This window comes from Pararhodobacter zhoushanensis (assembly GCF_003990445.1).
Lineage (GTDB): Bacteria > Pseudomonadota > Alphaproteobacteria > Rhodobacterales > Rhodobacteraceae > Pararhodobacter > Pararhodobacter zhoushanensis.
The window spans coordinates 94428-108228 of sequence record NZ_REEZ01000002.1 but is presented as its reverse complement, the minus strand read 5'-3'; the positions used below and the strand labels follow the sequence as shown (position 1 = coordinate 108228).

11 protein-coding genes are annotated in these 13801 nt (G+C 67.1%); 9 read left to right on the top strand and 2 right to left on the bottom strand.

Annotated elements, in window-relative coordinates:
• Positions 1 to 134 precede the first annotated feature (134 nt).
• Genes EAE28_RS05140 through EAE28_RS05110 form a run of 7 tightly spaced genes read left to right on the top strand, consistent with a single transcriptional unit; the run spans position 135 to position 7978 of the window.
• Positions 135 to 1172 (top strand): rod shape-determining protein, encoded by a 1038-nt coding sequence (locus tag EAE28_RS05140; protein ID WP_127104769.1) that lies wholly within the window; start codon positions 135 to 137, stop codon positions 1170 to 1172.
• A gap of 26 nt (positions 1173 to 1198) precedes the next feature.
• The gene (gene mreC, locus EAE28_RS05135; protein ID WP_127104768.1) at positions 1199 to 2224 is read left to right on the top strand and encodes a rod shape-determining protein MreC; all 1026 of its coding nucleotides are present in this window, start codon (positions 1199 to 1201) and stop codon (positions 2222 to 2224) included.
• Complete coding sequence (locus tag EAE28_RS05130) at positions 2217 to 2759, top strand: rod shape-determining protein MreD (protein WP_127104767.1); 543 nt, start codon at positions 2217 to 2219, stop codon at positions 2757 to 2759. The genes mreC and EAE28_RS05130 overlap by 8 nt, the downstream gene beginning before the upstream one ends.
• On the top strand, positions 2756 to 4705 hold the full coding sequence (gene mrdA, locus EAE28_RS05125; RefSeq protein ID WP_127104766.1) for a penicillin-binding protein 2: 1950 nt from the start codon (positions 2756 to 2758) through the stop codon (positions 4703 to 4705). The genes EAE28_RS05130 and mrdA overlap by 4 nt, the downstream gene beginning before the upstream one ends.
• Complete coding sequence (gene rodA / locus EAE28_RS05120) at positions 4702 to 5850, top strand: rod shape-determining protein RodA (RefSeq protein WP_127104765.1); 1149 nt, start codon at positions 4702 to 4704, stop codon at positions 5848 to 5850. The genes mrdA and rodA overlap by 4 nt, the downstream gene beginning before the upstream one ends.
• Positions 5847 to 6776 carry a 2-hydroxyacid dehydrogenase gene (locus EAE28_RS05115; protein ID WP_127104764.1) on the top strand — a complete coding sequence of 310 codons (930 nt, stop codon included), beginning with the start codon at positions 5847 to 5849 and terminating at the stop codon, positions 6774 to 6776. Before rodA ends, EAE28_RS05115 begins: the two co-directional genes overlap by 4 nt.
• Entirely contained in the window at positions 6776 to 7978 is a 1203-nt protein-coding gene (locus tag EAE28_RS05110) for an NAD(P)/FAD-dependent oxidoreductase (RefSeq protein WP_127104763.1), read from the top strand. The genes EAE28_RS05115 and EAE28_RS05110 overlap by 1 nt, the downstream gene beginning before the upstream one ends.
• Here the strand turns inward: EAE28_RS05110 and rnr are convergent.
• Positions 7975 to 10206 (bottom strand): ribonuclease R, encoded by a 2232-nt coding sequence (gene rnr, locus EAE28_RS05105; protein ID WP_127104762.1) that lies wholly within the window; start codon positions 10204 to 10206, stop codon positions 7975 to 7977. The two genes, EAE28_RS05110 and rnr, sit on opposite strands and share 4 nt — an antisense overlap.
• Positions 10207 to 10493: 287 nt before the next feature.
• Positions 10494 to 11225 carry a triose-phosphate isomerase gene (tpiA, locus tag EAE28_RS05100; protein WP_127104761.1) on the bottom strand — a complete coding sequence of 244 codons (732 nt, stop codon included), beginning with the start codon at positions 11223 to 11225 and terminating at the stop codon, positions 10494 to 10496.
• A 185-nt stretch (positions 11226 to 11410) separates the two neighbouring features.
• Between tpiA and ilvD the strand changes: the two genes are divergently transcribed.
• Both ilvD and EAE28_RS05090 read left to right on the top strand, forming a co-directional pair.
• A complete protein-coding gene (gene ilvD, locus EAE28_RS05095) occupies positions 11411 to 13252 on the top strand; it encodes a dihydroxy-acid dehydratase (RefSeq protein ID WP_127104760.1) in 1842 nt (613 codons plus the stop codon).
• On the top strand, positions 13249 to 13743 hold the full coding sequence (locus EAE28_RS05090) for a GNAT family N-acetyltransferase (RefSeq protein ID WP_127104759.1): 495 nt from the start codon (positions 13249 to 13251) through the stop codon (positions 13741 to 13743). The genes ilvD and EAE28_RS05090 overlap by 4 nt, the downstream gene beginning before the upstream one ends.
• The last annotated feature ends 58 nt before the right edge of the window (positions 13744 to 13801 follow it).

The following is a 13801-nucleotide window of genomic DNA, read 5'->3' as shown; positions in this document are numbered from 1 at the left end:
ATGGATCGCGGCAGATATGCGCCGATGCTGCGGACCGGGGGCCTTTACGCCAAGGGTCAAGCGAGCCTATAAGGGCCACGCAATCGCCCCCGCCCTTGTGCGGGGGCCTTCCATGATTATGGGATGACCGCCACATGTTCGGACTTTCTGGCCTCTTTTCGTCGGATATGGCGATCGACCTCGGCACGGCGAATACGCTGGTCTACGTCAAGGGCCGCGGGATCATTTTGAATGAGCCGTCGGTCGTAGCCTACCACGTCAAGGACGGGCGCAAGCAAGTTCTGGCCGTGGGCGAAGACGCCAAGCTGATGTTGGGTCGCACCCCCGGCTCGATCGAGGCAATCCGCCCGATGCGCGACGGGGTCATCGCCGACTTCGACGTTGCCGAAGAGATGATCAAGCACTTCATCCGCAAGGTGACCAAGCGCTCGACCTTCTCCAAGCCCAAGGTCATCGTCTGTGTTCCCTACGGCGCCACGCCGGTTGAGAAACGCGCGATCCGGCAGTCGGTTCTGTCCGCAGGCGCCCGCCGCGCCGGGCTGATTTCCGAGCCGATCGCTGCCGCGATTGGCGCAGGGATGCCGATCACCGATCCCACCGGCTCGATGGTGGTGGATATCGGTGGCGGGACGACCGAGGTGGCCGTGCTGTCCTTGGGCGACATCGTCTATGCGCGCTCGGTGCGTGTCGGTGGTGACCGCATGGATGAGGCGATCATCAGCTATCTGCGCCGTCATCAGAACCTTTTGATTGGCGAATCCACCGCCGAGCGGATCAAATGCACCATCGGCACGGCGCGGATGCCGGACGACGGGCGCGGCAAGGTCATGCAGATCCGCGGTCGTGACCTGCTCAACGGCGTGCCCAAGGAAATCGAGATCACTCAGGGCCAGATCGCCGAGGCGCTGTCGGAAACCGTGCAGACCATCTGCGAGGCCGTGATGATCGCGCTGGAAACCACGCCGCCGGATCTGGCGGCGGATATCGTGGACCGGGGCGTCATGCTGACCGGAGGCGGGGCGCTCTTGGGCGATCTGGATCTGGCGCTGCGCGAGCAGACCGGGCTGATCATCACCGTGGCCGACCAGTCGCTGAACTGTGTGGCGCTGGGCACCGGCAAGGCGCTGGAATACGAAAAGCAACTGCGCCACGCCATTGATTACGAAAGCTGAGCACCGCTCGGGCGTGAGGGACCACCGTGGCAACTGACCGTTCGAACGAGGCCGATTATGTCCGCCCCGTGCGGCGCCTCGTGGTCGGGGTGTTGGCGCTGGTCCTGCTGGCGCTGTTCCTGCTCTGGCGCATCGACAGCCCCCGGATCGAGCGGTTCCGCACCGCTGTGGTCGACGCTGTGGTGCCCAATATGGAATGGGCCATGGCGCCGGTCACCCGCGTGTCGCGGATGGTCGAGGATTTCCGCAGCTACGCGCGCATCTATGAGCAAAATCAGGAGCTGCGGCGCGAGCTGCAGCAGATGCGCGCCTGGCGTGAGGCGGCACTGCAACTGGAACAGCGCAATGCGCAGCTCTTGGACATGGCCCGCGTGCGGCTGGACCCGCAGCTGACGCATGTGACGGGTGTGGTGATGGCCGATGCGGGCAGCCCGTACCGGCAATCGGTGCTGCTCAATGTCGGATCGCGCGACGGCATCGTCGATGGTTGGGCGGTGATGGACGGGCTGGGGCTGGCCGGGCGGATTGCCGGGGTCGGGGACCGCTCGTCACGGGTGATCCTGCTGACGGATTCCAACAGCCGGGTGCCGGTGATCGTGCAGCCCACCGGCCAGCGCGCGCTGATCAGTGGCGACAACACCCAGCAGCCGGTGCTCGATTTTGTCGAAAGCCCCGAGGCCCTGCGGCCCGGCGACCGGGTGGTCAGTGCCTCGGATGGCGGGGTGTTCCCGCCGGGACTGTTGGTCGGCGAGGTGGCCGAGGGGGCCGACGGACGCCTCCGCGTGCGGCTGGCGGCGGATTACGGGCGGCTCGACTTCCTGCGCGTGCTGCGCTCGCGCCCTGCTGAACGGATCGAGCAATCCGGCGCGCTGCTGCGCCCGGTGGATGCCGAGGGCACGCCGCTGGACCCGACGACCGGGGTGCCCTTCATCCCGATGCAAGACGCACCGCTGGAGGAAGGGCCCGAGCCTGACGCCGCCGGGACGGTCGATGCCGTGCCCGCGCTGCCACTGCCGGGTGGTGCCGCCACGGGCGGGCCGCCCAATGAGTAGCGAGTTCTGGCGCCTGCGGACTTTGGTCTATCTGGGCCTGTGGGTGCTGATCGCTGCGGTGACGATTCTGGCGCGCATCCTGCCGCTGTCCAATCCCGAAGGCGGCTGGCCCGCGCCCGACTTCCTGCTGGCGCTGACCGTTGCGTGGGTGCTGCGCCGCCCGTCGCATCTGCCTGCGCTGGCCATTGCTCTGGTGTTTCTGGTCGAGGATCTGTTCCTCATGCGGCCGCCGGGCCTGTGGGCGCTGGCCGTGCTGGCCGGGACCGAGTTCCTGCGCCGCCGTCAGTCCGTGGTGCGCGAGATGAACCTGCTACTGGAATGGGCAATGGTGGCCGGGGTGATGCTGGCCATGTCGGTGGCTTACAGGCTTGTGCTCGTGATCGTGATGGCCGCACGCGACCCGCTGGACTTGAGCGTGGGGCGACTTGTGGTCACTATTGCCGTATACCCCCTGGTTGTCTGGTTCCTGCAAGGCGTGCTGCGCGTGCGCAAACCGGCAACGGGCGAAGTGGATGAACTGGGCCGCAAGCTATGAAACGACCCCCCAAGGATAACGAGGAAAGCGCGCGCAGGATCTCGCGCCGCGCCGCGCTGCTGGGCGGTGCCCAACTGGTGTTTGCCGGGGCGCTGGTGCTGCGCATGCGCTCGCTTCAGCTGGGGCAGGCTGAAGAGTTCCGCCTGCTGGCCGATGAGAACCGCATCAACATCCGCCTGTTGCCGCCCGCGCGCGGCACCATTCTGGACCGCAGCGGGCTGGTTCTGGCGTCGAATGTGCAGAATTACCGCATCGTGCTGGTGCGCGAGGATGCAGGCGCGCCGCGCGCCGCGCTCGAGCGGCTGGCCGAGTTGATCCCGCTGACCGAAGAAGAGATCGAGCGCGCCGAGCGCGAGATCATGCGCCACCGTCCCTTTGTGCCGGTGACCATCGTCGATCAGCTGAACTGGGAGGAGGTCGCGCGCGTCGCCGCCAACGCCCCTGCCATGCCCGGCATCACCCCCGAGGTCGGCTGGACCCGCTTTTATCCCTTCGGTGCCGAGTTCGCGCATTCGGTCGGCTATGTCGGCCCGGTTTCCGAGCGTGACCTCGAGGCGCTGGAAAGCCCCGATCCGCTGCTGATGATCCCGCGTTTCCAGATCGGCAAGATCGGCATCGAGCGCGAGATGGAGGACGATCTGCGCGGCTCTGCCGGGCATCGCCGCATCGAGGTCAACGCCGTGGGCCGCGAAATGCGCGAGCTGGACCGCCAGGAGGGTGACGCGGGGGCCAATCTGCAGCTGACGCTGGACCGCTCGCTTCAGGCCTTCGCGCTGGCCCGTCTGGGCGATCAGAGCGCCGCGGCGGTGGTGATGGAGGTGCAGACCGGCAATGTGCTGGCAATGGCCTCGGCCCCGTCGTTCGATCCCAATCTCTTTGTGCGCGGCATCTCTGTCGCCGATTACGCCGGCCTTCGCGATAACGAATACCGCCCGATGTCGAACAAGGCCGTGCAAGGCGCGTATCCGCCCGGATCGACCTTCAAGATCGTGACCGCGATGGCCGCGTTCGAGGGTGGTTTCGCCACGCAGGACGAGCGTGTCTTCTGCCCCGGTCATATCGAAATCAGCGGGCGGCGCTTTCACTGCTGGAACCGGGGGGGCCACGGGCGGGTCAATGTGACCTCGGCGCTGGCTGAAAGCTGTGATGTGTATTTCTACGAGATGGCGCAGCGCACCGGGATCGACCGGATCAACGCCATGGCCGAACGCATGGGACTGGGTCTGCGCTATGACCTGCCGCTGTCGGGCATCTCGAGCGGTCTGAACCCCTCGCGTGAGTGGAAGCGCGACCGGCGCGGGGCGGAATGGGTGGTGGGCGACACGATCAACGCGTCGATCGGGCAGGGGTTCGTACTGTCGACGCCCTTGCAGCTGGCGGTGATGACCGCACGGATTGCGACCAACCGGGCGATCCTGCCCCGGCTGGTCCACAGCATCAACGATATCGAACAGCCGCAGCCTGAACACCCGCCTTTGGGTCTGAACCCTGTGCATCTGGCGATGGTTCAGCGCGGCATGTTCGAGGTGTCCAACTCGCAGCGCGGCACCGCCTATGCCTCGCGCATCGTTGACGAGGCCATGCGCATGTCGGGCAAGACCGGCTCCAGTCAGGTGTTCTCGATCACCGCTGCCGAGCGGGCGTCGGGCATCCGGCGGCAGGATCAGCTGCCGTGGAACCGGCGCGATCACGCGCTTTTCGTGTGCTACGCGCCCGAAAGCGCGCCGCGCTATGCCGTGTCGATCGTGGTCGAGCACGGGGGCGGTGGCTCGTCTGCCGCCGCTCCGATCGCGCGCGACATCATTCTGGCCGCGCAAAACGGCGGGCTGCCCCCGGTCGAGGCCTATCCCGCCCCGCAAAGAAACCGTATCGAGTCGATGATCCGCACGATCAGCGACCAGATCGGCCCGGCCGTCGCTGCCTCAAGCCTGCGGGGCCGCGCATGAGCTATCTTGAGTACCACGTCAAACGCTCGCCCACCGGCCTGAGCAAGGTGCTTTACGTCAACTGGGCACTGGTGCTGCTGCTCAGCGCCGTGGCCTCGGTCGGCTTCTTGCAGCTTTATTCGGTCTCGGGCGGTAATTTCGAGCGTTGGGCCGAGCCGCAGATGCAACGCTTCGCGCTGGCGTTGACGGTGATGTTCGTCGTCGGCTTCGTCCCCTTGTGGTTCTGGCGCTCGATGTCGGCGCTCGGCTACGCGGTGTCGGTGATCCTGCTTCTGGGGGTCGAGTTCTTCGGCTCGATCGGCATGGGCGCGCAGCGCTGGCTGGAACTGGGACCGATCCGCATTCAGCCGTCCGAGATGACCAAGATCACCGTGATCATGGCGATGGCGGCCTATTACGACTGGCTCGATATCCGCAAGGTTTCGCACCCGGTCTATGTGGCGCTGGCGGCGCTGATGATCCTTGTGCCCGCGTTTCTGGTGCTCAAGCAGCCCGACCTTGGCACCGCCCTGCTGATTCTGGGTGGCGGCGGTATGGTAATGTTCTTTGCCGGGGTCAGCCTGTGGTATTTCGGCGGCGTGATCGGCGCGGGCGTCGGGCTGGTCACGGCGGTGTTCTCCTCGCGCGGGACCGATTGGCAGCTGTTGCGCGACTATCAGTTCCGCCGCATCGACGCGTTTCTGGACCCGTCGCTGGACCCTTTGGGGTCATCGTATCACATCAATCAGGCAATGATTGCGCTGGGCTCGGGCGGCTGGTCAGGTCGGGGCTTCATGCAGGGCACGCAGTCGCGGCTGAACTTCCTGCCCGAGAAGCACACCGACTTCATCTTCAACACGCTGGCCGAAGAGTTCGGCTTTATCGGCGGCGTGTTCCTGTTGACGCTCTATATCGGCATTCTGGTGACCTGCGTCATCGCCGCGATGCGGTCCAAGAACCGCTATGCCTCGCTGTTGATTCTGGGCATCGCGGGTAACTTTTTCCTCTATTTCGCGGTGAACATGGCGATGGTGATGGGCTTGGCCCCGGTCGTCGGCGTGCCTTTGCCGCTGGTCAGCTATGGCGGCTCGGCCATGCTGATGATCCTGATCGGCTTCGGTCTGGTGCAATCGGCCTGTATCCACCGTCCAAGGGAGCGTGCATGAAGGTTCTGTTTTCCGCCGGAGACTGGCGTTGGCCGCAGTGGGAGGCCCCCTTGCGGGCAGCACTGGCCGAGGCTGGCGTGCAGGCCGATTTGCTGCGCGAGGCCGATCCGGCCGAGGTTGACGCGATGATCTACGCGCCGGGCGGCGAGACGCCGGACGACTTCACCCCCTACGTCAACTGCAAGGCGGTGCTCAGCCTGTGGGCCGGGGTTGAGAGGATCGTCACCAACCAGACCCTGACCCAGCCTTTGTGCCGGATGGTTGATCCGGGCCTGACGCAGTCGATGGTCGAATACGTTGTCGCCTATGCGATGCGCGCGCATATCGGCATGGACCGCGCGCTGGCCCAGCAATCGGGCGAGTGGGAGCCGGTGGCCCCGCCGCTGGCAGGGGAGCGCCCGGTGGCGATGCTGGGTCTGGGTGCGCTGGGCGCGACCTGCGGGCAGGCGCTGGCCGCTTTGGGCTTCCCGGTGCTGGGTTGGAGCCGGACGGCCAAGGACGTGCCGGGGATCGCGTGCCACCACGGGCCCGAGGGTCTGCGCGATGTGCTGAGCCGGGCGCAGATCGTGGTGACACTGCTGCCCAAGACCGCCGAGACCGAGAATATCCTGAACGCCGAGACGCTGGGCTGGCTGCCGCAGGGCGCCACGATCATCAACCCGGGGCGCGGTCCGCTGATCGACGATGACGCGCTGCTGGCGGCGCTGGATACGGGGCAGGTGGGGCAGGCGGTGCTCGATGTGTTCCGGGTCGAACCGCTGCCGCCCGAGCATCCTTACTGGGCGCATCCGCGCGTCACCGTGACCCCCCATATCGCCGCCGAAACCCGGCCCGAAACCGCCGCCCGCGTCGTCGCCGAGAACCTGCGCCGGTTGCAGGCGGGCGAGCCGCTGCTGCACCTTGTCGACCGCACGACGGGTTATTGATGCAGATTGCGGTTGTCGGCGCGGGGATCATCGGTCTGACCATCGCGCATCGGCTGGCCGATGAGGGGCATGGCGTCATCGTCATCGCCCGCGAGGGGCAGCCGCATTGCGCCTCGACCGGCAACGCGGGCACGATTGCGACGTATGCGGTGGACCCGGTCGGCACGCCCGACGTGCTGCGCGATCTGCCCCGGCTCTTGTTCAACCGCGACAGCCCGCTGGCGATCCACCGCCCGTCGGCGCTGGGGCTGGTGCCGTGGCTTTTACGGTTCGCGCGGCAATCGCTGCCGGGCAGGGCGCAGGCCAACCGGCAGGCGCTGGCCGGGTTGCTGGCGGGCGCGGATGCCGATTGGCGCGCCTTGGCGGCAGCGGTGGGCGGGGCGGATCTGTTGCAGGATCGCGGCGCGCTTTACGCTTATGACACGCCCGAGGCGCTGGCCGGCGCGCAGGCGGGGATGGCGCGGCGGCGCTCTCTGGGCGTGGCAGTGGATATGCTGGGGGCCGAGGCGCTGCAGGCGCTGGAACCCGCGCTGCCCGAAGGCCGCTTTGCCGGGGCCGCGCTGTTCCCCGGCACGATCTGGCTGACCGACCCGGCCGCCATGCTCACCCGGATCGAAGCGGCAGGCCCCGAGCGTCTTACGGCGCGCGTGACGGCCCTGGAGCCGGTCGGGGCGGGCTGGCGGATCGGGCTGGCCACCGGCGAAGGGGTCGAGGCAGACACCGTCGTTCTTGCCGCTGGCGCGTGGTCGGCGTCGCTGCTGCGCCCGTTGGGCATCCGTATCCCGCTGACCGCCGAGCGCGGCTATCACCTTGAATTTGACGGCGTAGCCCCGCTGACCCGGCCCTTTTGCCCGGCCAGCCGGGGCTTCTATTTCACCCCGATGCAGGGCCGGTTGCGTGCCGCCGGAACCGTGGAACTCGGCGGCATCGACGCACCGCCATCCGCGCATCGCTGGGACCGTCTGGAAGACGCCGTGCGCAGCGTCTTCCCCGACCTGCCGCCACCCTCTCGCCGCTGGATGGGCCTGCGCCCGTCGATCCCCGACAGCCTGCCGGTGGTCGGCACGGCGCGCAAAGGTCTGGTGCTGGCCTTCGGTCACGGCCACATCGGCCTGACGCTGGCGCCCAAAACCGCCGAGCTGGTCAGCCGTGCTCTGGCAGGGGGAGCCCCGCTGCCTGCCCTCAGCCCGAGCCGCTTCTAACGCTGACGCTCGCGCTTGCGCCGCGCCTTGATCTTGCCCGCCTTCGCCGCCGCGCCCTTGCGCGGGGCATAGCCTTTACCCTTGTGGCGGCGGGGCCGGGCCATCGGCGTGCCCTCGACCTCGATCAGCTCCAAGAGCAACCCGCCGGTCATCGCCTCGGCCTCGGACAGCTTGACCACCACCCGCTGCCCCAGCCCCAGCACATTGCCCGAGCGCTCGCCGGTCAGCGTCTGCGTGTCGGCGTCATGGCGGAAATACTCATCACCCAGCGTGCGGATCGGCACCAGACCATCCGCGCCGGTCTCGTCCATCTTCACGAACAGCCCGAACCGCGCTACCCCGGCGATACGGCCCTTGAACACCGCGCCGATCCGGTCGGCCATGAAGGCGGCCAGATAGCGGTCGGTTGTGTCGCGCTCGGCGGTCATCGAGCGGCGCTCGGTCTCTGAGATTTGCGTCGCGGTTTCCGCCAGATGCTCAATGTCCCAGTCGCTGAAACCGTCATTGCCCCATTTATGGGCCGAGATCAGCGAGCGGTGCACGATCAGGTCCGAATAGCGCCGGATCGGTGATGTGAAATGCGCGTAGTTGCGCAGGGCCAGCCCGAAATGGCCAAAGTTTTCCGCGCCGTAATAGGCCTGCGTCATCGAGCGCAGGGTGGCGATGTTGATCAGCTCGTCGAACTCGCCGCCCTCGGCGGCGGCGAGCAACTGGTTCAGGTGCCGGGTCTGCAAGACCTGCCCTTTGGCCAGCGTCAGCCCGGCCCCGGCAGCCACCTCGCGCAGCGCTTCCAGCTTCTCTTGCGACGGTTCTTCGTGCACGCGGAACAGCAGGGGCGAGCGGCGGGCGATCAGCTCCTCGGCGGCGGCGACATTGGCCATCACCATGAATTCCTCGATCACCTTGTGGGCGTCGAGCCGGTCCTTGAAGGCGACCGACGTCACCTTGCCATCCTCGCCCAGAATGATCTTGCGCTCGGGCAGGTCCAGCTCCAGCGGCTGGCGCGCGGCGCGGGCCTTGAGCGTGGCGTGCCAGGCGGCGTAGAGATGGCTCAGCCCCTCGGCCAGCGGTTCAGTTGCGTCATCCAGCTGACCCTCGAACGCCGCCTGCGCCTGCTCATAGCTCAGCGAGGCACGCGAACGCATCAGGCCACGCACGAAACGATGCGCGGTCTTTTCCCCCTGCGCGTTAACGCTGAGACGCACGGCAAGGACGGGGCGCTCGACCCCCTCATGCAGGCTGCACAGATCGCCTGACAGCCGGTCGGGCAGCATCGGCACCACGCGGTCGGGGAAGTAGCTGGAATTGCCGCGTTTGCGCGCCTCGCGGTCCAGCTCGGAATTCGGGCGCACATAGGCGGCGACATCGGCGATGGCGACCCAGACGATGTAGCCACCCTTGCTGTCCGGATCGGGCGCGGCGCAAACCGCATCGTCATGGTCGCGGGCATCCCAGGGGTCGATGGTCAGCAGCGGCAGGTCCAGCAGATCCTCGCGCTTGCCCTTGGGCAGGGTAGGGGCGGCTTCGGCCTCGGCGATGACCTCGGGCGGGAAATGGTCGGGGATGCCGTGCTGGTGGATCGCGATCAGGCTGACCGCGCGCGGCGCGCCGGGGTCGCCCAGCCGCTTGAGGATGCGTGCGCGGGGCAGGCCCATGCGGGCGGGGGCGGTCTGCTCGGCCTCGACCAGCTCGCCGTCCTTGGCACCCTGCGAGTCCGCGACGGACACGCGCCATTCCATGTCGGCGCCCTTGTCGATGGGCAGAATGCGCCCACCCTCCGACCCCGCGCGGTAAATCCCCAGCACCGCCGCCGGACCCGATTGCAGCTTGCGGATCGGATGGGCGTGCACGCCGTCCTTCGTCGCGATCAGCTTGGCCAGAACCCGGTCGCCGCGCCCGAAGGCGGGCAGATCGGGGCGCGCGATGACCAGAATGGGCGGCGGGGTGTCCTCGCTCTGCCACTCGGCCGGCTCGGCCATCAGATCGCCCTGCGCATCGGGGCCGGTCACGCGGATGATCGCCACCGGCGGTAAGCCTGCGTCCCGTGACCGGCGCTTGCGGCGCTCATACAGGCCCTCGGACTCCAGCTCGGCCAGCAGGCGCTTGAGGTCGATCTTGGCCGCGCCCCCCTTGATGCCATGCGCATGCGCGATGTCGCGCATCGTGGGACGGCCGTCCTGTTCGGAAAGCCAGCGGGCGAGGTCTTCTTTTGAGGGCAAGCGGGTCATGCTTTCGCGCTACCACGCGGGCCGCGTGGCGTCACGCAGAAAGGCAAGCGCGCGCCCTGCACCGGCCCCGGGGGCCAGCCCCCCCCACAGCCGCGCCACGGGCGCGGCGTTCTCGGCTGAAACGCGCCACCGGCGCGTTTCCGAGACGCCGATCACCCCCCGGGATATTTATAGAGCAAAGAGGGGCGTTAACACATCGTTAACCGCGCCCATCATCTGTCCCTAAATATCCTCGGGGGGTGAATTCGGCGTTAGCCGAAGAGGGGGGCCGACAGCCCCCCTTCTTTTCACGCCGCTTCCAGCGCGCTGACGATCTGGCCGAAATCCGCCGCTTTCAGCGAGGCCCCGCCAACCAGCGCGCCCTCGACATTGGGCAGCGCGAAGATCGTTGCGGCGTTGCCGGGGTTGACCGAGCCGCCATAGAGCAGCCGGATACCGGCATCGGGGGCCTTGTCGCGCAGGAAGGCGTGCACTTCGGCGATCTGCTCGGGCGTCGGGGTGCGGCCGGTGCCGATGGCCCAGACGGGTTCATAGGCGACAACGGTGTTCTCGGCCGTCGCCCCCTCGGGCAGCGATCCGGCCAGCTGCGCGCCGATCACCGCCAGGGTCTCGCCTGCGTCGCGCTGCGCTTCGGTTTCCCCGACACAGACCACCGCGATCAGTCCCGCAGCCCAGGCCGCCTGCACCTTGGCGGCCACCATGTCCGAGGTCTCTCCATGGTCCGCCCGGCGCTCGGAATGCCCGAGGATCACATAGGATGCCCCCGCGTCCGCCAGCATCTCGGCCGAGATATCGCCGGTATGCGCGCCCTTGACCGCTGCGTGGCAATCCTGCCCGCCGACCGCCACGGCGCTGCCCAGCATCGCCTGCGCCATCGGGGCCAGCAGGGTGGCCGGCGGGCAGAGCAAGACATCGACCGAAGGTGACGGGTGGGCGCCCGCCAGTGCCATGGCTTCGGCCAGCTGGGGCATGCGCCCGTTCATTTTCCAGTTCCCGGCGGCGAGTTTGCGAAGGCTCATCTGTGTCTCCCTGTTCTGGCCCATAGTTAACCCGATGCACCCCCCGGGGCCAAGCGCGCATCCCCCCTAACCCTTGATCCCGCCCCGGTGACGCACGATTTCTAAGCGATCAGGTGGCAACCTTCCTTGTCCAAGCCGCCCGATCTGCGCTATTCAGCGCCGGACACAGCCATGAGGACCACAGCATGCCGCATTACCGTTCCCGGCGATCCACCCACGGGCGCAACATGGCCGGGGCCCGCGGCCTCTGGCGCGCCACGGGCATGACCGACAGCGATTTCGGCAAGCCGATCATCGCCGTCGTCAACAGCTTCACCCAATTCGTGCCCGGTCACGTGCACCTCAAGGATCTGGGCCAGATGGTCGCCCGCGAGATCGAGGCAGCCGGTGGCGTCGCGAAGGAATTCAACACCATCGCGGTCGATGACGGCATCGCCATGGGCCATGACGGCATGCTCTATTCGCTGCCCTCGCGTGAGTTGATCGCCGACAGCGTCGAATACATGGTCAACGCCCATTGCGCCGATGCGATGGTCTGTATCTCGAACTGCGACAAGATCACGCCGGGTATGATGATGGCCGCCATGCGTCTCAACATCCCGACGATCTTCGTCTCGGGCGGCCCGATGGAGGCCGGCAAGGTGCAGATCGGAGATCTGGTCAAGTCGGTTGACCTGATCGACGCCATGGTCGCCGCGGCCGATGACAAATATTCCGACGCCGAGGTTGACGAGTTCGAAAAGAACGCCTGCCCGACCTGCGGTTCGTGCTCGGGCATGTTCACCGCCAACTCGATGAACTGCCTGGCCGAGGCCATGGGTCTGGGCCTGCCCGGCAACGGCTCGATGCTGGCCACGCACGCCGACCGCAAGGAGATCTTCCTTGAGGCCGGTCGTCGCATCGTCGACATCACCAAGCGTCACTACGAGGGCAACGAGGCAGGGCTGTTGCCGCGTGAGGTTGCCACCTTCGAGGCGTTCGAGAACGCGATGAGCCTCGACATCGCCATGGGCGGGTCGACCAACACCGTGCTGCACCTTTTGGCCATCGCCTATGAGGGCAAGGTCAACTTCACCATGGATGACATCGACCGGCTCAGCCGCAAGGTGCCGGTGCTGTGCAAGGTCGCGCCGTCGGTCGCCAATGTGCACATGGAAGACATCCACCGCGCCGGTGGCATCATGGGCATTCTGGGCGAGATGCACCGCGGCGGGCTGCTGCATGGCGATGTGGCGACCGTGCATTCGGCGACCATGGCCGAGGCGATTGCGACCTGGGACATCAAGACGGCAAACGACCCCAAGGTGGACGAGTTCTACCGTGCCGCCCCCGGTGGCGTGCGCACCACGCAGGCGTTCAGCACCGACAACCGCTACAAGGAACTGGACTCGGACCGCAAATCGGGCGTGATCCGCTCGGTCGAGGATGCGTTTTCCAAGGATGGCGGGCTGGCCGTGCTGTTTGGCAACATCGCGCTGGATGGCTGCATCGTGAAGACTGCGGGCGTGGATGATTCCATCCTGAAGTTCAACGGCACCGCCAAGGTTTACGAATCGCAGGACGATGCTGTCTCGGCGATCCTGACCGGCAAGGTGGTCGAAGGCGACGTGGTGGTGATCCGCTACGAGGGGCCGCGCGGCGGGCCGGGGATGCAGGAAATGCTGTATCCGACCAGCTACCTCAAGTCGAAGGGTCTGGGCAAAGCCTGCGCGCTGCTGACCGACGGGCGTTTCTCGGGCGGCACCTCGGGGCTGTCCATCGGCCATGCCTCGCCCGAAGCGGAAGAGGGCGGGCTGATCGGTCTGGTGGAAACCGGTGACCGGATCGAGATCGACATCCCCAACCGCTCGATCAATCTGGCGGTGGATGACGCGGTTCTGGCCGCCCGGCGCGAGGCCAAGGGGCCGCTGCCGTGGAAACCGGCGGCTCCGCGCAAGCGTGAAGTGTCGACGGCGCTCAAGGCCTATGCGATGTTGGCCTCGTCGGCGGCCAAGGGTGGCGTGCGGATCCTTCCCGGCGAGGAATGAGCGCCGGGTATACCCTCAGACAAGCCATCTCCGCCGATGCGGCGGGGATGGCGCGCGTGCTGCAGGCGCTGGTCGCCAGTGGGCAGCGCAGCCGCCCGGCGACCGTCGGGCATGTCCTGTCCCACTACATCGACGATCCCGAGCGTCTGTCGTGCCTGCTGGCGGTTGACGCTGGTGGCACGGTGCTGGGCTTTCAGTCGCTCAAGCGGGCCAGTGCGGGCAATCCGTATGACGTGACGCCGGGGTGGGGGATCATCGGCACCCACATCGCGCCGGACGCCGCACGGCGCGGGATCGGGCGCGGGCTTTTCGAGGGGACGCGCGCGACCATTCTGCGCGAGGGGTTGCCGGGCGTCGATGCCTCGATCGGCACCGAGAATGCGCAAGGGCTGGCGTATTATGAGGCCATGGGCTTTCGCGACTATGCGACCGCCACAGCTGTGCAGCGCAAGGCGTGGCACCCGGAACATGGCAATACCATGAAAATTTGAACTAAATTCGCCGCTCTTTGCTCCCCAAATATCCCGGGGGTCCGGGGGCTGGCCCCCG

What these genes read in the sequence shown, in the direction of transcription:
- EAE28_RS05140 (WP_127104769.1), top strand. Translation starts at nt 135, where the DNA reads ATGTTCGGACTTTCTGGCCTCTTTTCGTCGGATATGGCGATCGACCTC.
- EAE28_RS05130 (WP_127104767.1), top strand. Translation starts at nt 2,217, where the DNA reads ATGAGTAGCGAGTTCTGGCGCCTGCGGACTTTGGTCTATCTGGGCCTG.
- mrdA (WP_127104766.1), top strand. Translation starts at nt 2,756, where the DNA reads ATGAAACGACCCCCCAAGGATAACGAGGAAAGCGCGCGCAGGATCTCG.
- rodA (WP_127104765.1), top strand. Translation starts at nt 4,702, where the DNA reads ATGAGCTATCTTGAGTACCACGTCAAACGCTCGCCCACCGGCCTGAGC.
- EAE28_RS05115 (WP_127104764.1), top strand. Translation starts at nt 5,847, where the DNA reads ATGAAGGTTCTGTTTTCCGCCGGAGACTGGCGTTGGCCGCAGTGGGAG.
- EAE28_RS05110 (WP_127104763.1), top strand. Translation starts at nt 6,776, where the DNA reads ATGCAGATTGCGGTTGTCGGCGCGGGGATCATCGGTCTGACCATCGCG.
- rnr (WP_127104762.1), bottom strand. Translation starts at nt 10,206, where the DNA reads ATGACCCGCTTGCCCTCAAAAGAAGACCTCGCCCGCTGGCTTTCCGAA.
- tpiA (WP_127104761.1), bottom strand. Translation starts at nt 11,225, where the DNA reads ATGAGCCTTCGCAAACTCGCCGCCGGGAACTGGAAAATGAACGGGCGC.
- ilvD (WP_127104760.1), top strand. Translation starts at nt 11,411, where the DNA reads ATGCCGCATTACCGTTCCCGGCGATCCACCCACGGGCGCAACATGGCC.
- EAE28_RS05090 (WP_127104759.1), top strand. Translation starts at nt 13,249, where the DNA reads ATGAGCGCCGGGTATACCCTCAGACAAGCCATCTCCGCCGATGCGGCG.